The sequence below is a fragment of the Lacrimispora brassicae genome, assembly GCF_054772055.1.
On sequence record NZ_BRYH01000055.1, the window covers coordinates 33,516 to 53,032 of the forward strand.

The 19,517-nt window shown below is 46.9% G+C and carries 18 protein-coding genes; 16 read left to right on the top strand and 2 right to left on the bottom strand.

All coding sequences use genetic code 11. The annotated features are described in order from the left end of the window. From ACYVD3_RS24385 to hslO, 9 genes are all read left to right on the top strand, one after another. Entirely contained in the window at positions 1–906 is a 906-nt protein-coding gene (locus ACYVD3_RS24385; RefSeq protein WP_460645100.1) for an ABC transporter permease, read from the top strand. A gap of 10 nt (positions 907–916) precedes the next feature. Continuing rightward, positions 917–1,906, top strand: coding sequence for an ABC transporter ATP-binding protein (locus tag ACYVD3_RS24390; protein ID WP_460645101.1), 990 nt, complete (start codon positions 917–919; stop codon positions 1,904–1,906). Between the two features lie 12 nt (positions 1,907–1,918). Next, positions 1,919–2,887: an ABC transporter ATP-binding protein gene (locus ACYVD3_RS24395; protein WP_460645102.1), complete on the top strand. Its 969-nt coding sequence runs from the start codon at positions 1,919–1,921 to the stop codon at positions 2,885–2,887. Between the two features lie 38 nt (positions 2,888–2,925). Further along, the gene (locus ACYVD3_RS24400; protein WP_460645103.1) at positions 2,926–3,693 is read left to right on the top strand and encodes a copper homeostasis protein CutC; all 768 of its coding nucleotides are present in this window, start codon (positions 2,926–2,928) and stop codon (positions 3,691–3,693) included. Next, complete coding sequence (locus tag ACYVD3_RS24405; RefSeq protein WP_460645104.1) at positions 3,672–4,433, top strand: DeoR/GlpR family DNA-binding transcription regulator; 762 nt, start codon at positions 3,672–3,674, stop codon at positions 4,431–4,433. The genes ACYVD3_RS24400 and ACYVD3_RS24405 overlap by 22 nt, the downstream gene beginning before the upstream one ends. A 59-nt stretch (positions 4,434–4,492) precedes the next feature. Further along, positions 4,493–7,072, top strand: a complete 2,580-nt coding sequence (locus tag ACYVD3_RS24410) for a transglutaminase domain-containing protein (protein ID WP_460645105.1) — start codon at positions 4,493–4,495, stop codon at positions 7,070–7,072. 255 nt (positions 7,073–7,327) lie between these two features. Further along, positions 7,328–7,837, top strand: a complete 510-nt coding sequence (locus ACYVD3_RS24415) for an SEC-C metal-binding domain-containing protein (RefSeq protein ID WP_460645106.1) — start codon at positions 7,328–7,330, stop codon at positions 7,835–7,837. Between the two features lie 159 nt (positions 7,838–7,996). Continuing rightward, a complete protein-coding gene (locus ACYVD3_RS24420) occupies positions 7,997–8,755 on the top strand; it encodes a class I SAM-dependent DNA methyltransferase (RefSeq protein ID WP_460645107.1) in 759 nt (252 codons plus the stop codon). Position 8,756: 1 nt separating this feature from the next. Further along, positions 8,757–9,632 (top strand): Hsp33 family molecular chaperone HslO, encoded by an 876-nt coding sequence (hslO, locus tag ACYVD3_RS24425; protein WP_460645108.1) that lies wholly within the window; start codon positions 8,757–8,759, stop codon positions 9,630–9,632. A gap of 110 nt (positions 9,633–9,742) precedes the next feature. Here hslO and ACYVD3_RS24430 read toward each other — a convergent pair whose 3' ends face one another. After that, positions 9,743–9,940 carry a cold-shock protein gene (locus tag ACYVD3_RS24430; protein WP_318065128.1) on the bottom strand — a complete coding sequence of 66 codons (198 nt, stop codon included), beginning with the start codon at positions 9,938–9,940 and terminating at the stop codon, positions 9,743–9,745. Positions 9,941–10,153: 213 nt separating this feature from the next. Here ACYVD3_RS24430 and ACYVD3_RS24435 point away from each other — a divergent pair, with 213 nt between their 5' ends. Further along, the gene (locus ACYVD3_RS24435) at positions 10,154–10,714 is read left to right on the top strand and encodes a DUF5662 family protein (RefSeq protein WP_460645109.1); all 561 of its coding nucleotides are present in this window, start codon (positions 10,154–10,156) and stop codon (positions 10,712–10,714) included. A gap of 92 nt (positions 10,715–10,806) precedes the next feature. On the opposite strand, the gene ACYVD3_RS24440 is transcribed toward ACYVD3_RS24435, so the two are convergent. After that, positions 10,807–11,901, bottom strand: a complete 1,095-nt coding sequence (locus tag ACYVD3_RS24440; RefSeq protein ID WP_460645110.1) for a ribonuclease H-like domain-containing protein — start codon at positions 11,899–11,901, stop codon at positions 10,807–10,809. A gap of 295 nt (positions 11,902–12,196) precedes the next feature. Here ACYVD3_RS24440 and ruvA point away from each other — a divergent pair, with 295 nt between their 5' ends. The 6 genes from ruvA to ACYVD3_RS24470 all read left to right on the top strand — a co-directional run bounded on the left by ruvA (position 12,197) and on the right by ACYVD3_RS24470 (position 19,386). Next, complete coding sequence (gene ruvA / locus ACYVD3_RS24445; protein ID WP_460645223.1) at positions 12,197–12,805, top strand: Holliday junction branch migration protein RuvA; 609 nt, start codon at positions 12,197–12,199, stop codon at positions 12,803–12,805. Between the two features lie 20 nt (positions 12,806–12,825). After that, a complete protein-coding gene (ruvB, locus tag ACYVD3_RS24450; RefSeq protein ID WP_460645111.1) occupies positions 12,826–13,824 on the top strand; it encodes a Holliday junction branch migration DNA helicase RuvB in 999 nt (332 codons plus the stop codon). 82 nt (positions 13,825–13,906) lie between these two features. Further along, positions 13,907–14,275, top strand: coding sequence for a cell division protein ZapA (locus ACYVD3_RS24455; RefSeq protein WP_460645112.1), 369 nt, complete (start codon positions 13,907–13,909; stop codon positions 14,273–14,275). Between the two features lie 225 nt (positions 14,276–14,500). After that, entirely contained in the window at positions 14,501–16,636 is a 2,136-nt protein-coding gene (locus tag ACYVD3_RS24460) for a U32 family peptidase (protein WP_460645224.1), read from the top strand. A gap of 7 nt (positions 16,637–16,643) precedes the next feature. Next, the gene (locus tag ACYVD3_RS24465; RefSeq protein WP_460645113.1) at positions 16,644–17,969 is read left to right on the top strand and encodes an FtsW/RodA/SpoVE family cell cycle protein; all 1,326 of its coding nucleotides are present in this window, start codon (positions 16,644–16,646) and stop codon (positions 17,967–17,969) included. Beyond that, positions 17,959–19,386 carry a peptidoglycan D,D-transpeptidase FtsI family protein gene (locus ACYVD3_RS24470; protein ID WP_460645114.1) on the top strand — a complete coding sequence of 476 codons (1,428 nt, stop codon included), beginning with the start codon at positions 17,959–17,961 and terminating at the stop codon, positions 19,384–19,386. Before ACYVD3_RS24465 ends, ACYVD3_RS24470 begins: the two co-directional genes overlap by 11 nt. Positions 19,387–19,517: the final 131 nt, after the last annotated feature.

Genomic DNA, 19,517 nt, shown 5'->3' on the forward strand with positions numbered 1-19,517 from the left:
ATGGATGAATTATTTGTAAAGGCATATGTGGATGAATCGGAGAAAGAACATATTGCCCGACCCAATTTAACAGCCCTTCAGGATGGCTGGCTTCGTTTGAAAAAAAATAAGGCGGCAGTCGTTTGCTTGTTTACATTGATTGCAATCGGGTTTCTTGCAATACTGGCACCGGAATTTTCAAGATATTCTTATAAAGAAACTAATTATGACATCATTTATCAGATTCCCTCCATGGAACATTTCTTCGGAACGGATCAGTTTGGCCGTGATCTCTGGGTCAGGACGTGGATGGGAACCCGCATTTCCTTGCTCATTGCCTTTGTGGCAGCTCTTTTGGATTTAACGTTGGGAGTGGCTTATGGAGCGTTTTCCGCTTTGGCCGGCGGGAGAGTTGATGCCGTTATGCAGCGAATCATTGAAGTGCTGGTGGGAATTCCCCATCTGATCATTGTCATCCTTTTGATGATGGTTATGCCGGCAGGTATCTGGACGATTGTAGTGGCTCTTTCCATTACCGGCTGGGTGAATATGGCACGTCTGGTCCGCGGATCTATATTAAAGCTTAAGAATCAGGAGTTTGTGCTGGCGGCCAGAGTACTGGGAACCAGTACTACCGGAATCATATGGAAACATCTGATCCCCAATACAGTAGGAGTCATTGTCATCAATGCCATGTTTACCATTCCGTCCGCCATATTTACGGAGGCATTTTTAAGCTTTATCGGCATTGGCATGCAGGAACCGAAAGCATCTTTGGGAGTTTTGATCAACAACGGATACCAGGTGCTTCGCAATTTCCCTCATGTGTTGATCTTTCCGGCAATCGTGATCGTCCTGATTATGGTATGCTTCAGCATTCTTGGAGATGGCCTGCGGGATGCTCTGGACCCAAGAATGAGAAAGTAGGTGAAGCGTCGTGAGCAGATTATTGGAAGTAAATCAGTTACAGGTACATATAAAGACACAGCATGGCGTAGTCCAGGCAGTGAGGGGAATAAGCTTTTATTTGGATGAGCAGGAAACTCTGGCAATCGTAGGAGAGTCCGGCTCCGGCAAATCTATTTCTGTAAAAAGCATTATGGGCCTGCTTCCGAAAAACGGAAAAATCGTGGGAGGCAATATTCTCTTGGAAGGCAGGGACCTTGTAAAATACAACGAGCGGCAGATGCAGACGGTACGGGGGTCGGATATTTCCATGATATTCCAGGATCCCATGACATCTTTAAACCCTACTATGACCATTGGAAAACAGATCGTGGAGGTATTAAAAGAGCATCGGAAGGATATGACAAAAGCACAGATGAAGGAACGGGCTATTGATCTGCTTTCTCTTGTTGGAATTTCCAATCCGGATACAAGGTTTGACCAGTATCCCCACCAGCTTTCCGGCGGTATGAGGCAAAGAGTCGTGATTGCGGTGGCTCTGGCCTGTGATCCCAAGATTTTGATTGCCGATGAGCCGACTACGGCTCTTGATGTAACCATACAGGCACAGATCCTGGATCTTATGAAGGATCTTCAGAAGAAAATCAAAACTTCCATTATTATTATCACTCATAATCTGGGGGTCGTGGCGAATGTTGCAGACCGGGTTGCCGTCATGTACGGAGGTCGGCTGGTGGAAAGCGCTGATGTGCGTGGGCTGTTTTACCAAACGGTACATCCGTATACAAAGGGGCTTCTGGCTTCTATACCCAAGGCTTCCCATAAAGGGAATGAGCTGACGGCCATTCCGGGCACGCCGCCGGATCTCATGGATCCGCCCAAAGGCTGTCCCTTTGCAGCCAGATGTACAAAGACCATGGAGGTCTGCAGGCAGTATCCGCCGGAGGATATGCTTTGCGGCGAAGGACACCATGCGGCTTGCTGGCTTCTTGATGAGCGGGCAAAGGCTCTTAGGGAATAGGAGGAAATCGAGATGTCAGCAGAAAAGAAACCATTATTAGAAGTAAAGCACTTAAAGAAATATTTTCATGTGGGAAAAAATCAGGTTTTAAAAGCAGTGGATGATGTCAGTCTGGAGGTATATAAGGGGGAGACTCTTGGCCTGGTAGGAGAAAGCGGCTGCGGGAAATCTACCTTTGGCCGGACCGTGATCCAGTTGTATGAGCCAACGGAAGGCCGGGTCCTATATGGCGGACAGGAAATTAACGGCAGCTTACCGGCGGCGGAACGCCATGGGTTTACCAGAAAGGTGCAGATGATCTTTCAGGACCCCTATGCATCCTTAAACCCCCGGATGAAGGTTATAGATATTGTTGCGGAAGGAATTGATGCTCATGGGATCTTAAGCGGACAGGAGCGGAGAAAGAAAGTGCTGGAACTTTTAGAGACGGTAGGACTTTCTGAAGAGCATGCAAACCGGTTCCCCCACGAATTTTCCGGTGGACAGCGTCAGCGTGTGGGTATTGCCAGGGCATTGGCTGTTGACCCGGAGTTTGTGATCTGCGATGAACCCATCTCCGCCCTGGATGTTTCCATTCAGGCCCAGGTAATCAACCTGCTGAAAGAACTGCAGGAGAAGAGAGGGCTTACCTATCTGTTCATCGCTCATGACCTTTCCATGGTTAAGCACATCAGTGACCGGATCGGCGTCATGTATCTGGGGGCCATGGTGGAACTGGCGGACAGTGAGAGCCTGTTTAAGGATCCGGTGCATCCCTATACTCAGGCATTGCTTTCCGCAATTCCCATTCCTGACCCGGATGTGGAAAAAAGCCGCAGCCGGATCATGCTGGAAGGAAGTTTGCCAAATCCCGTCAATTTAAAGGAAGGCTGCCGTTTTGCTTCCCGCTGCCCTTATGCAGAGGAGCTGTGCCGGGAAAAAACACCGGAGATGAGAGAAGTCAGGCCAGGTCATTTTGCAGCCTGTCATAAGGCGGTGTAAGATGCAGGCAATAAAAAATAGAGTGTTAGGAGAAAATGATGAAAGACTATATCTTGGAGGTCTGTGTGGATTCTGTGGAATCTGCCAAAGCGGCAGTACGGGGAGGGGCTGACAGGCTGGAACTCTGTGCCAATCTGGTGATCGGGGGGACGACCCCCGGCGTAAGCCAGTTTAAGCAGATACGCAAAGCCTGTGACATTCCCATCAATGTACTGATACGGCCCCGGTATGGAGATTTTTTGTATACAGATCATGAATTTCAGATGATTTCAGAGGATGCCAGGATGTTCCGGGATCTTGGTGCGGATGGGATTGTCGTGGGATTTCTGAAACCTGACGGGGATCTTGATATGGAACGGCTGAAAATGCTCAGAGAAAAAGCGGGAAAGGGAAGTATGACCCTGCACAGAGCCTTTGATGTATGCCGGGATCCTTACAGAAGCCTTAAGGAGGCCATGGAGGCAGGGGCTGACACCATACTGACCTCCGGGCAGCAGAATACCTGTATGGAAGGAAAAAGTCTTTTAGGGGAACTGATCGGACAGACGGAAGGCAGGATCGATATTATGGTGGGCAGCGGGGTCAATGTGGATGCCATTGCCTGCCTGATGGATGAGATAGATGCCCGGTGCTTTCACATGTCAGGCAAAACAATCGTGGACAGCGGCATGATCTACCGGAAAGAAAATGTAAATATGGGCATACCGGGAATCGGGGAGTATGATATTTTCCGTACCGAGGAGGAGCAGATACGCCGGGCCAAGAAGCTGATGGAGGAAAAGGCATGTTCACGGAAGAGCGTTTAGACAGGATTTTGCAGATCCTTCAGGATCAGGGCATGGTGAAGGTAAAGGATTTAAGCGCCCTTTTTCAGGTGACAGAGGACTGCATACGCAAGGATTTAAAAAATCTGGAAAATGCCGGAAAGCTGAAACGGACTTATGGCGGAGCCTTATTGTCCCAGGATTATCCGCTGAAGCGGGATGTCATTGACCGGAGGGATACGAATATTGAGAAAAAGAGGTTAATTGCCCAGAAGGCGTTTGAGCTTATGGGGAGCAATGAGACCATATTTCTGGATATATCAACCACAAATATCATGGTTGCGGAACAGCTTGCCAAGTCCCGAAAACGTCTGACCGTAGTGACCAATATGATCGATATCATGCAGACGCTGGCCGTAAATCCCAATATCACCGCTATTGGAACCGGAGGGATCATGTACCGCACGGTAAACGGTTTTATGGGAGCCGCTGCCATTGAGATTATCAAGCAGTACAGCTTTGACCGGGCTCTCATTGGAACCTGCGGCTTGGACCTTACGGATAATTCCATCACCACCTTAGGCGTGGAAGATGGCTTGACAAAGAGGGCTGCCATTGCCAGCAGCAGGCATAAATATCTGGTAATGGAAAAGGACAAATTTTATTTTAATGATTCTTATAAATTTGCTCATTTTGATGACATAGACGGGATCATTACCGATTCCATGCCGGATGAGGCTACGGCCAGCAAGCTTTACTCCGCAGGGGTTACCATTCTGTAGCCTTTGCCTGCCGGCTGGGTCAGAAAAAATCAATTGATTTCGCAAAGGAGAATTTTGTGATGTTTTCAGAACATTTGCAGAGATATGCCCAGGAAAAATATGATCTAAAACTTCCCTTTCTGGGAGATCTTAGGGGAGAAATCGAGAAAGCCATGGGAAACTGTACTCCCAGGGAACAGGTGCTCATGAAATTTTTATATGGGACCATGCCGGTACGGGATGCGGGAGAGTATGATTTTGACCTGTTCCTTGGATTTGCAAGGCACTCCATCATGGTTTATGACCATATGGAATGGAGCCGGGAGATCCCGGAAGATATTTTTCTCCACCATATTTTATATTATAGGATCAATACGGAGAACATTGAAGACTGCCGGGGATTTTTCTATGACAAACTGATTGACCGTATCAAAGGCCTTTCCGTAAGGGAGGCGGTGCTTGAAATCAATTACTGGTGCGCAGAAAACGGAACCTATGAGGCCTCTGACAACAGGACCATATCTCCTGTGACTGTATATAAATCCGGAAAGGGCAGGTGCGGCGAAGAGTCCACCTTTGCCGTGACGGCTTTCCGCAGTGTGGGAATTCCTGCCAGACAGGTGTATACGCCCAGATGGGCTCATTGTGATGACAACCATGCATGGGTCGAAGTGTTCGTGGAAGGAAAATGGCACTTTCTGGGAGCCTGTGAGCCGGAGGAAGTGCTGGATAAGGGGTGGTTTACCAATGCTTCCTCCAGGGCACTGCTGGTTCACACCAGAACCTTTTCTGATTATTCCGGTGACTCAGAGACGGAATGTCTGGGTCATGATGATCTAATGGTTTATTATAATGGGACAGCAACCTATGCTCTGACCAAGCCCTGTGAAATCCAGGTGCTTGATGAAGAGCGAAAGCCGGCGGAAAATGTCCATGTTTCATTTGAAATCCTTAATATGGCAGAATACTGCAGCGTGGTAAACTTATATACGGACAGGGATGGAAAAGTTTCCGTCACCATGGGCCTTGGGGATGTCCATGTCCGTGCCATGAAGGACGGGCTGTGCTGTGAAGCGTGGATCTCTCCGGAGGACGGGGAAGGGACGGTGCTGGTGTTAAAGAGAGAAGGGGAGAAATCAGGAAAGGATGTCTGGGTAGATGCAGATATCAAAGCTCCAAAGGATTACCCCATGAACCCAGTGGCCCTTACAAAGGAACAAAAGGAAAGAAACAGGAAACGGATCTATGAGGCGAACCAGATGCGGGAAAGCCGGATCGCCAGATATTTTAGGGAGGAAGAGGCTTCTCTATATCCGGAAGAAACAGAGATCCTCCGATTATCTGCCGGCAACTTTGACGAGATTTATAAATTTCTTTCCAAGGATCAAAATCCGGACCGTAAAGCCATGCTTCACAGTCTGACCGTAAAGGATTATAAAGATGCCAGGGCGGACATCCTGGAACGCCATCTGGAAGGGGCGGCTGCTTACCGCAAGGAATGGGAGAAGAATGGAGATCCGGACATCTATGAAAAATACATTCTCTGTCCAAGGATTTTGCTGGAGGAAATGACGGATTACCGGGGCTTTATTGAGAACTTCTTCAATGAGGAAGAAAAGGAAAGCTTCTGGAAACAACCGGAAGCTATTTGGGAATACGTAAAACAGCACATTGATTTTGAACCAAAGCTGGATTATAAGACTATCTGCTCCACGCCAGTAGGAAGCCTTAAGCTTTTACAGGGCAATCCTCTTAGCCAGAGGATATTATTTGTTGCCATTTGCCGGACTCTGGGCATTCCGTCCAGGATAAACCCGGTGAATTTAGAAGCGGAGGTTTATGGGGCAGGAAGATTTGCATCAATATCAGGGGATGATGAGATAATAAAAGACAGGACCCAGGAGTCAGGTAAGCTGATGCTTTATGGAGAAACGGACAGCCTGTGGACCTATTACCAGACATGGACCATCGGAAGGCTGAAAGGAGGACAGTTCGTGTCTCTGGATTACACGGGCGTGAAGTTTTCCGGCGGCATCTTAAGGCTGGACCTGGAGCCTGGTATTTACCGCCTGATCACCTCTGTCCGCCTTCCCAGCGGAAACCAGAATGCCGGTGAATATGTTTTTGAATTAAAAAAGGATGAAGAAAAGTCTGTGGACATGCGCCTGCGGTCCGGAAGTCTTGAGGATATGCTGGTTGAAAACATGCTGGATGATTTTGAAGTGACGGTGAAAGAAGAAAGCGGGAAAGAGCAAAGGGTTCCTGCATCAGTGCTTATGGAAGGAAATGCCAATATTCTGGCCATCCTGTCTGAAGGGCAGGAGCCTACGGAACACGTTCTTAACGAAATGCTGGAGCAAAAAAATGCCTTATCTTCCCTGGATGCCCGGATCATTTTCCTGCTGCAAGGGGAAATGTCATTGAAAAACCGGACCATTGGAAAGGTTTTAGAAGCAATACCCGGAATCAAAGTGGGTTACATAAGCTTTGATGATACGGTGGAGCCTCTGGCCCGGAGAATGTATGTGGACCCGGAAAAGCTGCCGCTTTTGATCGTTACGGACTCAGGCCTAAAGGCGGTTTACGGATGCAGCGGCTACAATGTGGGAAGCGTGGATCTGATGGTGAAGCTTCTGGGCTTGAGCAGAAACCGGTTATAAGCCGTAGAAATGGTTTGGTGAGAACAGGCAGGATGCCTTTCCTGCAATCCGGCAGCAGAGAATTATAAAATCAGAAAAAACATTTTGCAAAATAGATAAAGATGTTATATACTGTTTGTTGGAGTACTATCAGAAGTCAAATACCCCCCAGCAAGCTACGGGACATTTGGCTCCGTAGGCAGTCGCCAAAGTCAAGTTTGCTTGGTCTTGGCTTATTGCTTTCACGAGAATAACAGACAAAAGGATGGTTTGAACATGGCTATTTTAGAAAATTGGAGAAACCTGGCATACGGCGATGAACTGGATGATAAAGGAAAAGAAGAATTATGGACCGAGTATTTTAAAGTAGAAAAAGGAATCTATGAGCATATTCTTTCCAAGCCAGAAGAAGTGGTTGAAGGAACAGTGGAAGAGCTGGCCAAGAGATATGGCACAGACATCCAGACAATGACCGGATTTTTAGATGGAATTAATGAAAGCTTGAAAGGGTATGAAAATCCTATTGAAACCATGGAAGAGCAGACCGTGGTAAAAATAGAGGTCGACCCGGAAAAGCTATATTATAATATGGTAGAGGCTAAGGCAGAGTGGCTGTTTAACCTTCCTCAGTGGGATGAGATCCTGTCAGAAGAGAAGAAAAAAGAACTCTATAAGAAGCAGAAAGTTTCCGGGACCATTGTAAAGGGTGCAAGGGTTGGAAGAAACGATCCATGTCCATGCGGCAGCGGCAAGAAATACAAAAAGTGCTGCGGATCCAACCTGTAATCCAACGCTGCTTTGGCGGCAGTATAAAGAGACAGGAAGGCAGGTACCTCTTTATGAGATACCTGCCTTGTTTTACGCGGGCAATGAGCCGAATAAATATACTTGCATATTCATTCGGCCAATGCTTAAGGAAAGGTTCATGCAGAAAGGAAATCGACAATGGATGCGTACACTAGCTTTGCAGAGGTTTATGACCGTTTTATGGACAATATTCCATATAAGGACTGGTGTGAATACGTAACTGGTCTGCTGAATGAATATGGAGTCAGGGATGGCCTGATCCTTGACCTAGGCTGCGGAACTGGAAGCCTTACGGAACTTCTTGGGGACCGGGGATATGATATGATCGGAGTGGACAGCTCCGGAGACATGCTGCAGATGGCAATGGAGAAAAGGGAAAAGTCAGGAAAAGACATCCTTTATCTTATGCAGGATATGAGGGAGCTTGAGCTTTACGGAACGGTACGGGCCGTTATAAGCATTTGTGACTGTATGAACTACATCCTGGAATATGAAGATTTGGCGGAAGTGTTCCGGCTGGTCAACAATTATCTGGATCCTGGAGGAATATTTATTTTTGATCTGAACACCATTTATAAATATGAAACCCTTATGGGAGATTCCACCATTGCAGAGGATCGGGAGGAGTGCAGCTTTATCTGGGATAACTATTATGATAAGGAATCCGGGATCAACGAATACGGCCTATCCCTGTTTATCAGACAGGAGGATGACTTATACCGGAAATATACGGAGAGTCATTACCAGAGGGCATATGCTATTGATGAGGTAAGGAAGGCCATAAAAGAGGCCGGCATGGATTTTTTAGCCGCTTTTGATGCCTTTACAAAAGCTCCCGTAAAGGAAAACAGTGAGAGAATTTATATCATAGCAAGAGAACGCGGAAAGGAATTATAATATGGCAGATTATATTGTCAGAGCCACAGCAGGGGAACATCAGATCCGTGCCTTTGCGGCAACTACCAGAGAAATGGTGGAGCAGGCAAGACAGGCTCATAATACAAGTCCTGTAGCCACGGCCGCTTTAGGCAGGCTTTTGACTGCAGGCAGCATGATGGGTGTCATGATGAAGGGGGAAGATGATTTACTGACCTTAAAGATTCAGGGAAGCGGCCCCATAGAGGGTCTTACAGTGACTGCGGATTCAAAGGGGGATGTAAAAGGTTATGTATACAATCCTGGTGTTATGCTTCCTCCCAGTCAGGCCGGAAAGCTGGATGTAGGCGGAGCTGTAGGAGAGGGAGTATTGAGTGTCATTGAGGATATCGGCTTAAAGGAACCTTATGTGGGACAGACCATACTGGTAGGCGGAGAGATCGCGGAAGACTTAACGTATTATTATGCTGCTTCAGAGCAGACGCCGTCATCGGTGGCACTGGGCGTTTTAATGAACAAGAACAATACCGTGAAACAGGCCGGCGGCTTTATTATCCAGCTTTTGCCGGGAGCCTCTGAGGCAATTATTGAAAGCCTGGAGAAAAAGCTGGGAGAGATCAACTCGATCACAGAGCTTCTGGATGAGGGAAATACACCGGAGATGATTCTTGAACACATTCTGGGAGAGTTTGGCCTGGAAATGATGGAGCAGGTGCCTACCCGCTTTTACTGCAACTGTGATAAGGCCAGGGTGGAAAAAGCTTTGATCAGCATCGGGCGGAAAGAACTTCAGGAAATGATCGACGAAGGAAAGAGCATTGAGGTGAATTGCCATTTTTGCAATAAAAATTATGAATTTACAGTGGAAGATTTAGAAATGCTTCATGAAAAATCATAAGGCAGGCTGCATCAAAAAGAGCCATCCAACTGGATGGCTCTAATCGTAATCATGTGAAACAATATAACTTCTTCCTGTATATTGAAAAAGGTACACTGATAAGTCAATGATTATATTTTGATAACGTTTGTAGCCTGTGGTCCCTTAGCTCCGTCTACCACATCGAACTCTACAGCAGCGCCTTCCTCTAAGGACTTGAAGCCGTCCATATTAAGGCCTGAGTAGTGAACAAATACATCGTTACCCTGTTCGTCGGAAATAAATCCGTAACCCTTTTGGTTGTTAAACCACTTAACTGTACCTTTCATTGATGATACCTCCAAAATGAATAAAAAATTGTACTGTTACAGGATATCTGTAACCTCCCTAAGAATAGCATAAAATGGGGAGGGTGTCAAACATTTTCCGCTCTAAAAAAAGAAATCTCTGTGACAAATTTAAGGGAAAATAAGTGGCAAAAAAAAAGAAATTTGTGGTAAAATGGGGAAAGATTCTTTTGCAGGGATGAGAAGGGGAAAACAATGAAATTTATGAATTTCTGGGGGCATTTTTGCACCATTAATATACACAAAATCAGGGTCATGAAAAACTGTTTTCGTGTGGGCCTTATAAAACAGGGGCTGCTTCATGATTTATCAAAATACAGTCTGGAAGAATTCATACCAGGTGTTCTTTATTACCAGGGAACCAGAAGCCCCAATGCTGCGGAAAGAGAGGACAAGGGCTTTTCTAAGGCCTGGCTCCACCACAAGGGCCGCAACAAGCATCACTATGAATACTGGATCGATTTTACTACGGACATGTCAGAGGGGCTGGTAGGCCATAAGATGCCATTAAATTATGTCGTTGAAATGATGATGGACCGGATGGCTGCATCGAAAACCTATAAGGGAAAGGATTACACCGATGCGTCGCCGTGGGAATATTACATCCACGCAAAAAACTACATGGTCATTGCTCCGGAGACGGGAAAGCTGCTGGAAAGACTTCTTCTGATGCTAAAAAACGAGGGAGAAAAAAAGACATTTTCCTACATCAGGTATTTGTTGAAAAATGGGGATTATCCGAAAGAAAAAAAGTGAATTTGGAGATGGAACTTACTTTAAGGGAGGCCTTAAAAAAATAAAGGTCTCCCTTAAAAGCATTCCGGAAATTGCGGAACATGCTTCTAAAATTACCGGCACAGAGTATTCAACAGGTGACGGATATAAAGGCAAAGCTTTTCGCCATCTTCAAAGAAATCCGGTTCATAGGAAACATAAGTGATTTTGTCCTTGAATTCCATCTGGAGACAGGGGGTCCACAGGGGTGAAAACTGGGGGAGGTAGCAGCCGTCCTTACGGGTGTAGCAGGTCTTGGCCGTGGCCTTTATCCGGGCTTCCTTATCCACGTACTCCGCCACACTTTTGTGAATGGCCTTGTCTTCATAAACCAGATAATAGTAATTTTTATAATCCGGATAAAAATATTTTAATTCTCCCTCATAGAGGTCAACGGTTGCAGACAGGCATTCTCCTTCTGCTTCCAGGGAAACCAGAGAATTGGATTTTGAGAATCCAACGGGAACAGCAAAGCCATTTTTGCAGGTGAGGCGTAAGGAGCGGAACTCCCGGCCAAAGATATCCTCCTGGCATACAAGCTCCTGATATTCCAGGGAGAAGCCATGCTCTAAAAAGTCCGGATAATTTAATATAGGAAGGATCAGAGGCATTCCTTTTAAATCATCTTCATTATGTAATATTAAAAGATCGAACAAATACTTATCATGGGAAATAAGGTAGTCCCTGTAAACCTCGATCAGTTGGCCGCCGGAATAAAGATCCTTCCGCTCCACTTTTAAGAATTCCTCGATGGCCTTTTGCTTCATTGAAGAAAGTCCAAGAAGCCCCCGGTATGGGCGTATTTTTTTATAAATATCCAGGCTTTTCACGCCGGAAAAGTCATAAGACATGCCATGGGCAAGACAGCGCTTTAAAAGATAGGGAATATCAAAGCCGTCCCCGTTAAAATGTATGACTGTGGTAAAATCCTTTAAGAATTTAAAAAAGGTTTCTAACAGCTCCTTTTCTGAATCCAGGGTGTCTGCAAACCATTGAACCAGGTTCCAGCAACCCTTCCGGTAATAAACGCATCCAATGAGATAAAGGGTGGAATACTCCCCGGAAAATCCAGTGGTTTCTATATCAAAGAACAGCAGCTCTTCCCGCCTGCCGATCCGGTCAAAGGCATATGTTTCATGAAATGCAATGGTTTTTTGTAAGGTGATCATGAATGATTCCGCTCTTTCTCTATTACTGTTCGTGCTTTCCGGACAGGGCCGCCCCGCTTTCCCAGGGAGAAAGATATGCCCGTAGGGTGTTTCCGCATTACTGTCCGTGATTTTTGGGTATAAAGGTATATACGCAGGGTATTTCCTATCTCAATATTATAGTGGAAAGGAGCCGGTCCGTCAACGGAAACAGAATATTTGTTCGACCAACCGCTTGCATAACAACAGGCAGTATGCTATGATAAATGCCATAGATAAGATTTTTCTGGATTACAGTCAAAAGGAGAAAGAGGTCGTGATTTCTTTTATAAAAGGGCCATTGGTTGAAATATTTGAAGATACCGTTGTTATAGAAAGCGGGAATGTGGGATTCGAGATCCATGTTCCCCTGTCAGTGCTTGAAAAACTGCCGGGAATCGGCAAGGAGACAAAACTGTATACATATTTTCAGGTAAGAGAAGACGCCATGTGCCTCTTCGGTTTTTTGAACCGCCAGGATCTGCAGATGTTTAAGCAGCTCATAAGCGTAAACGGGATAGGTCCCAAAGGAGCCTTGGGAGTTCTTTCTGCCCTCAGGCCCGAGGAACTAAGAAGAGCCATTGTTTCAGGAGATGCCAAGGCCATTTCCAAAGCGCCGGGAATCGGGGCAAAGACAGCTCAAAGGATCATTCTGGATTTAAAGGATAAAATAGATATGGCTGAGGTTCTTCCTCCCGGATTTGTGGAACCAGGAAACAGGATCCCTTCGTCCGGCGGGGTAGCAGAGGAAGCCATGGAAGCGCTGGCAGCTCTGGGATATTCCACGGCTGAGGCCGGCCGGGCGGTCCGTCAGGTGGAAGTGACGGAGTCCATGACAGTGGAAGATGTGCTTAAGGCTTCCTTAAAGCATTTGGCATTTATATAGAATAACGGGTAAAGACAGAGATGGAACGTAGAATTATAACCACAGAGGTAACAGAAGAAGATAAAAAGATTGAACCGAACTTAAGGCCAAAGTGTCTGGATGAGTACATTGGACAGGAAAAGATACGGACAAATCTAAAAGTATATATTGATGCCGCCAAGGCCAGAGGGGAATCCCTGGACCATGTTTTATTTTATGGGCCTCCCGGCCTGGGAAAGACCACTCTTTCAGGAATCATCGCCAATGAAATGGGGGTCAATATGAAGGTCACGTCAGGACCTGCAATTGAAAAGCCGGGGGAGATGGCCGCCATATTGAACAATCTCCAGGAGGGGGATGTGCTGTTTGTAGATGAGATCCACCGGTTAAACCGGCAGGTGGAAGAGGTTTTGTATCCTGCCATGGAGGATTTTGCCATAGACATTATGCTGGGAAAGGATTCTTCCGCCAGATCCATAAGGCTGGATCTTCCTAAATTCACTTTGGTGGGGGCTACTACCAGGGCAGGGCTTTTGACTGCCCCTTTAAGAGACAGGTTCGGCGTGGTTCAGAAGCTGGAATTTTACACGCCTCAGGAGCTTAAGATCATTGTCTGCCGCTCCGCTAGGGTCCTTCAGGTGGAAATCGAGGAAGAGGGAGCCGCAGAGATCGCCAAACGCTCCAGAGGAACCCCAAGACTGGCAAACCGCCTGTTAAAAAGAGTGCGGGATTTCGCCCAGGTAAAATATAACGGAATCATTACAAAGGAAGTGGCAGATTTTGCCCTGGACATCCTGGATGTGGATAAGTTCGGCCTGGATTATAATGACCGGGCGATCCTGACCACAATGATCGAAAAATTTGCCGGCGGTCCCGTAGGGCTGGACACCCTGGCAGCTTCCCTGGGAGAGGATGCCGGCACCCTGGAAGATGTTTATGAGCCCTATCTTCTGATGAACGGCTTTATCAACCGCACCTCCAGAGGGCGTGTTGCAACGGAACGGGCGTATAAACATCTTGGAATCCCCATGGGGTCATGATCTGCCTGAATTTTAGAACTTTCCTATCTGTGCAAAATATGTTATAGTAAAAAAGAGCAAATGATAACAGGGAGAGAACAGAATGGATTCCAAACGCAATACAGAAGTTTTGATAGATGGCAAGATTTATGCATTGGGCGGAAGCGAAGAGGAAGGTTATATCCAGCGTCTGGCCAGCTACATCAATGAGATGATCATGACTTTAAAGCATCAGGCAGGATTCACAAAACAGAGCGCAGAGTACCAGAATATTATGATCCAGTTAAATATGGCGGATGATTACTTTAGAGTCAGGGAACAGATTGCCAGACTGGAGCAGCAGAAGGCGGAGATGGAAAAAGAGACCTATAGCTTAAAGCATGAGCTTGTGGCCACCCAGATGAAGCTTGAATCAGCAAAGCTGGAACTGGCGGAAGCCAGGAAATCTGCGGATTCCGGTAAGAAAGAATAAATCAGGAGGGGATGTTTGGCAGCAGAGCCGTGACATCCTCTCTTTCATCAATAAAGGGAATACCCAATGGGTATACCTTGATGTCCAAAAAGCGTGGACAATAAAAAGGAAACACCCTACGGGTATACCTTGATGTCCAAAAAGCGTGGACAATAAAAAGGAAATCAGGAGGAACATGTGAAGAAAGCAGTTGAAATTCTTGCTCCGGCAGGATCGTTTGAAAGTATGAAAGCAGCGGTGGCCGCAGGTGCCGATGCGATCTATATGGGCGGAAGCCGGTTCGGGGCGAGGGCCTTTGCGGAAAATCCCGGAGAGGACAAGCTGTTGGAAGCCATTGATTACGTCCATCTTCATGGACGAAAGCTGTACCTGACCGTCAATACGCTGATGAAGGAGCAGGAGATACAGGAACTTTATGAGTATCTTGTTCCATATTACAGGCAGGGCCTTGATGCGGTTATTGTACAGGATATGGGGACCTTTGCCTTTATCCGGAAGCATTTTCCAGAACTTCCCATTCATGCCAGCACTCAGATGACTATTACCGGCGCGTACGGCGCCAAGATTTTAAAAGACTTAGGGGCGGAACGGGTGGTTACTGCCAGGGAATTGTCCTTAAAGGAGATCAGAAAGATCCGGGATCAGGTGGATGTGGAGATCGAAAGCTTTGTACACGGTGCGTTGTGCTACTGCTATTCCGGCCAGTGCTTGTTCAGTAGCCTCATTGGAGGACGAAGCGGGAACAGGGGAAGATGTGCCCAGACCTGCCGTCTGCCTTATGAGGTGAAACGGGAAGGACGGACACTGGGAGGAAAGGATGACCGTTATTGCCTCAGTCTTAAGGACCTAAGCACTTTGGACATTCTTCCGGACCTGATAGAAGCCGGAGTCTATTCCATGAAAATTGAAGGAAGGATGAAAAGCCCCAGGTATACTGCCGGAGTGGTGAGCATTTACCGCAAATATGCTGACCTTTATCTGTCAAAGGGAAGACAAGGCTATGGGGTGGATGGGCAGGATAAAAAGGCTTTATTGGATCTGTTTGACAGGGGCGGACAGACCGACGGATATTATAAGCGGCAAAACGGGCGGGATATGGCGGTCTGGAAGGAGAAGCCTGCCTTTCGAGAAGGCAACCAGCAGCTTTTTGATTACCTTGATAAGAATTTTGTAGAAAAACAGGTGAAAGAACCGGTGGTTGGGACTGCGCTTCTGGAAGAGGGGGAGAATGCCTCTTTGCTGTTAAGCGCATGGGGCCATCATGTGGCAGTCACCGGGGAACTGGTACAGACAGCCCAGAATCAGCCTGCCACAGAGGAAAAGGTGAGAAAGCAGATAGACAAGACGGGTAATAGTCCCTTTTATTTTGAAAATCTTGATATTCAGATAAAGGGAAATGTATTCCTGCCGGTCCAGGCGCTCAATGACCTGCGCAGGCGGGGATTGGAAGCTCTGGAAGAGGAAATCCTTAAGGAATACAAAAAGGACAGGAATACAGAACCGCTGAAAGCCTGTGATGAGCCTGTTTCCAGCCGGAAAACGACTTCGGAAAGCCAAAAGCTTACAATTTCTCTGGAGCGGCCGGATTGCTTTGATGAGGCAGTATCCAGTCCTGATGTGAAAAGAATTTATATTGATGCTGGGGAATTTAAGCCGGAATTGTGGAAGATGTCTGTGGAATCGTGCCATAGGTCAGGTAAGGAGTGTATGCTTACCATGCCCCATATCTTCCGGACTTTGGCAGAACAGTTTTTTGATAAACATTTAACAGAACTGAAGGCGGCGGCATTTGACGGATTTTTGATCCGTTCCCTGGAGGAGACCGGTTATTTAAAGAAAAAGGGGATCAAGGGGCGCATGGTATTTGACTTTGGCATGTATGGATTGAACAATCATGCCCAGGAAATGCTGGAAAATCTGGGGGCGGATGAGCTTACCTGGCCGGTAGAATTAAACAGCCGGGAATTGGGAAAACTAAGAGTTCCGGGGGAACTGCTGGTATATGGCCGTCTTCCCATGATGGTAACTGCCCAGTGCCTTCATCAGAGTCTGGAGCAGTGTGACAAGACAACCGTTGTTTTGTCATTAAAGGATCGGATCGGAAAATCCTTTCCCGTAAAGAACCACTGTTCGTTCTGCTACAATTCCATTTATAATTCGGCGGCCGTCTCTCTCTTGGGTCTCCAGGAGGCTGTGAAGGACTTAGCTCCTTCTGCCATACGGCTTCAGTTCACCACGGAGAGTAAAGCGCAGACAAAAGCGGTGATACAAAGCTTTTCTGACGGATTCCTTTACGGAAGAGAAGCAAAGTTGCCGTTTGAAGAATTCACTAGAGGTCATTTCAAACGCGGTGTGGAGTAGGTGACATATGATTAATTTGATTATTGATGTCTCCAGATATCTGATGATACTGTTGATAGCATTGTACACATATTTGAATTTTCGTTTTTTTTCCCTTCCGGATGAAATCAGGAAAAAGAAAATTTGCCGGCGCCAGAACCTGGCTATGTTTCTCATCCATTTACTGGCCTATTTGATCATCTGGCTGGAAACAAAGGATGAAAGGATGCTGGTGTTTTACGTGGCTCAGGTCGTGTTTTTTTTCTGCTACCTTTTCCTGTACCGGCTGATTTACCGCAATGTATCCAGATTGCTGGTCAACAATATGTGCATGCTTCTTACAGTAGGCTTTATTATGCTGACCAGGCTTTCTTTTGACCGGGCCATAAAGCAGTTTGTTATTGTTGCTGCTGCAGCTCTGGTGACCTTTGTGATCCCCTTTGTCATTGACAGGGTGTGGCAGCTTAGTAAGATCCCGTGGGTTTATGGGATCGTCGGGCTTCTCCTTCTGGGGATCGTATGTGTTGCCGGGACCAGCAGTTACGGCGCTCAGCTTTCTTTGGAGATGGGCGGCTATTCCTTTCAGCCCTCAGAATTTGTTAAGATCAGCTATGTCTTTTTTATAGCCACCATGTTTTACCGGTCCGCCAGCATTCGGACAATCCTTATTGTAACCGCGGTTGCGGCCCTTCATGTGCTTATTCTGGTGGCTTCCAGGGATCTTGGAAGCGCCCTCCTTTTCTTTGTCACCTATGTTTTCATGCTCTTTGTGGCAACGGGAAAATGGCGGTATCTTCTGGCTGGGGCAGGAGGCGGATGTTTATCGGCTATGCTGGCCTATCAATTATTCGGCCATGTAAGGACCAGAGTATCGGCATGGTTAAATCCCTGGTCAGATATTGCTGGAAAGGGATATCAGATTACCCAGTCCCTGTTTGCCATTGGAACCGGGGGATGGTTTGGCATGGGGCTTTACCGGGGGATGCCAAGAAAGATCCCGGTGGTAGAAAAGGATTTTATATTTTCTGCGGTTTCGGAGGAGCTGGGAGGCATCTTTGCCCTGTGTGTCCTTCTCATCTGTCTGGGCTGCTTTTTACAGTTTATGATGATCGCCAGCCGGATGCATGCAGCGTTCTATAAGCTGATCGCGTTTGGCCTTGGAACCATTTATATTATTCAGGTATTTTTAACTGTTGGAGGGGTGACAAAGTTCATTCCTTCCACAGGAGTGACGCTTCCCCTGGTCAGTTATGGTGGAAGCTCTATCCTCAGCACCTTTATCATCTTTGGGATAATCCAGGGACTTTATATACTCAAATGCAATGAAGAGGAAGAAGATAAATATGAAGGCTAACCAGAATCCAAAAGCAAATCGCCATATCCTGATGCTCACCTATGGGGTCGTACTACTTTTTGTAGGGCTCGGGGTTTATTTTGGCTACTTTCTCTTGGTTGGAAGCGACAATGTGATCAACAATTCTTATAACGCCAGGCTTGACAGCTTTGCCGACCGGGTAGTGCGGGGAGAGATTTACAGCAGTGACGGCAGGGTCCTTGCCAGGACAGAGGTAGATGGAGAGGGGAAGGAAACAAGGGTTTATCCTTATGATTCCCTGTTTGCCCATGTGGTGGGATATTCCACCAATGGAAAAACCGGTCTGGAGTCCCTGTCCAATTTTTACCTGCTTACCAGTCATGTAAATATGATTGAGCAGGTGGTAAATGAACTGTCTGACTTAAAAAATCCGGGGGACAGCGTTTTCTCCACCCTTGATGTGGACCTTCAGAAGGCGGCTTATGATGCTTTGGGGAAGCGGAAAGGGGCAGTGGTTGTAATGGAGCCGGATACGGGCAAAATTCTTGCCATGGTATCCAAGCCGGATTACAATCCCAACACCCTGGCTGCGGACTGGAGTACTCTGACCGCTGAGGAGAACATGTCGGGACAACTCCTAAACCGAGCCACCCAGGGGCTTTATCCTCCAGGTTCCACTTTTAAGCTGGTGACGGCCCTGGAATACATGAGGGAAAATCCGTCTAATTATAGGGATTACACCTTTGACTGCAACGGGATCTATAAAAATGGGGAGTACACCATCCGGTGTTACCACGAGACAGCCCATGGACATCAGAATCTGGAACAGGCATTTGCAAATTCTTGCAACGGAGCTTTTTCCAGCCTTGGTCTGCTGCTGGATTTAAACAGGTTAAAGAATACGGCGGACCAGCTTCTGTTTAATTCGGACCTTCCTTTGCCCATTGCAGGCAGTAAAAGCTCCTATTCCATGGGAAGCGGCGCGGACACATGGCAGATCCTTCAGACTGCCATCGGCCAGGGACAGACCCAGATAACGCCTATTCATAATGCCATGATCGTTGCTGCTATTGCCAACGGAGGAACCCTTATGAAGCCTTATCTTATTGACCATGTGGAAAACGCCGGGGGAGATGTCATTAAGAAATTCATGCCTCAGTCCTACGGCAATCTCATGACTGCCGTGGAAGCTTCCGATCTGACCGGGTTTATGCGGGATGTGGTGACGGAGGGGACCGGCTCCGCCCTTAGGACCGACGCCTATACAGTAGCCGGAAAAACCGGTTCAGCAGAATTTGAAAAAGGCAAGGAGACCCATGCATGGTTTGTGGGATTTGCTCCGGCAGACCATCCAAAGGTGGTTATCAGTGTGATTGCGGAAGAGAGCGGTTCCGGCGGGCAAACGGCAGCTCCCATTGCCAGAACTCTTTTTGATTTGTATTTTTCCAAACAATAATAGAGAATGATATCTGTTTTCAATGATTACGCACTTGCATATGAATCCAAAAAGAGGTATACTAAAGCCAGTCTGTGTGACACACCAAAACCGGGCTTCTTAAGGGAGTCACGGTTACACTCTGGAGGAAT

Bases quoted from the DNA above. Each gene is read 5' to 3' on its own strand.
- ACYVD3_RS24385 (WP_460645100.1), top strand. From the start codon at position 1: ATGGATGAATTATTTGTAAAGGCATATGTGGATGAATCGGAGAAAGAA.
- ACYVD3_RS24395 (WP_460645102.1), top strand. From the start codon at position 1,919: ATGTCAGCAGAAAAGAAACCATTATTAGAAGTAAAGCACTTAAAGAAA.
- ACYVD3_RS24400 (WP_460645103.1), top strand. From the start codon at position 2,926: ATGAAAGACTATATCTTGGAGGTCTGTGTGGATTCTGTGGAATCTGCC.
- ACYVD3_RS24405 (WP_460645104.1), top strand. From the start codon at position 3,672: ATGTTCACGGAAGAGCGTTTAGACAGGATTTTGCAGATCCTTCAGGAT.
- ACYVD3_RS24410 (WP_460645105.1), top strand. From the start codon at position 4,493: ATGTTTTCAGAACATTTGCAGAGATATGCCCAGGAAAAATATGATCTA.
- ACYVD3_RS24415 (WP_460645106.1), top strand. From the start codon at position 7,328: ATGGCTATTTTAGAAAATTGGAGAAACCTGGCATACGGCGATGAACTG.
- ACYVD3_RS24420 (WP_460645107.1), top strand. From the start codon at position 7,997: ATGGATGCGTACACTAGCTTTGCAGAGGTTTATGACCGTTTTATGGAC.
- hslO (WP_460645108.1), top strand. From the start codon at position 8,757: ATGGCAGATTATATTGTCAGAGCCACAGCAGGGGAACATCAGATCCGT.
- ACYVD3_RS24430 (WP_318065128.1), bottom strand. From the start codon at position 9,940: ATGAAAGGTACAGTTAAGTGGTTTAACAACCAAAAGGGTTACGGATTT.
- ACYVD3_RS24435 (WP_460645109.1), top strand. From the start codon at position 10,154: ATGAAATTTATGAATTTCTGGGGGCATTTTTGCACCATTAATATACAC.
- ACYVD3_RS24440 (WP_460645110.1), bottom strand. From the start codon at position 11,901: ATGATCACCTTACAAAAAACCATTGCATTTCATGAAACATATGCCTTT.
- ruvB (WP_460645111.1), top strand. From the start codon at position 12,826: ATGGAACGTAGAATTATAACCACAGAGGTAACAGAAGAAGATAAAAAG.
- ACYVD3_RS24455 (WP_460645112.1), top strand. From the start codon at position 13,907: ATGGATTCCAAACGCAATACAGAAGTTTTGATAGATGGCAAGATTTAT.
- ACYVD3_RS24460 (WP_460645224.1), top strand. From the start codon at position 14,501: ATGAAAGCAGCGGTGGCCGCAGGTGCCGATGCGATCTATATGGGCGGA.
- ACYVD3_RS24465 (WP_460645113.1), top strand. From the start codon at position 16,644: ATGATTAATTTGATTATTGATGTCTCCAGATATCTGATGATACTGTTG.
- ACYVD3_RS24470 (WP_460645114.1), top strand. From the start codon at position 17,959: ATGAAGGCTAACCAGAATCCAAAAGCAAATCGCCATATCCTGATGCTC.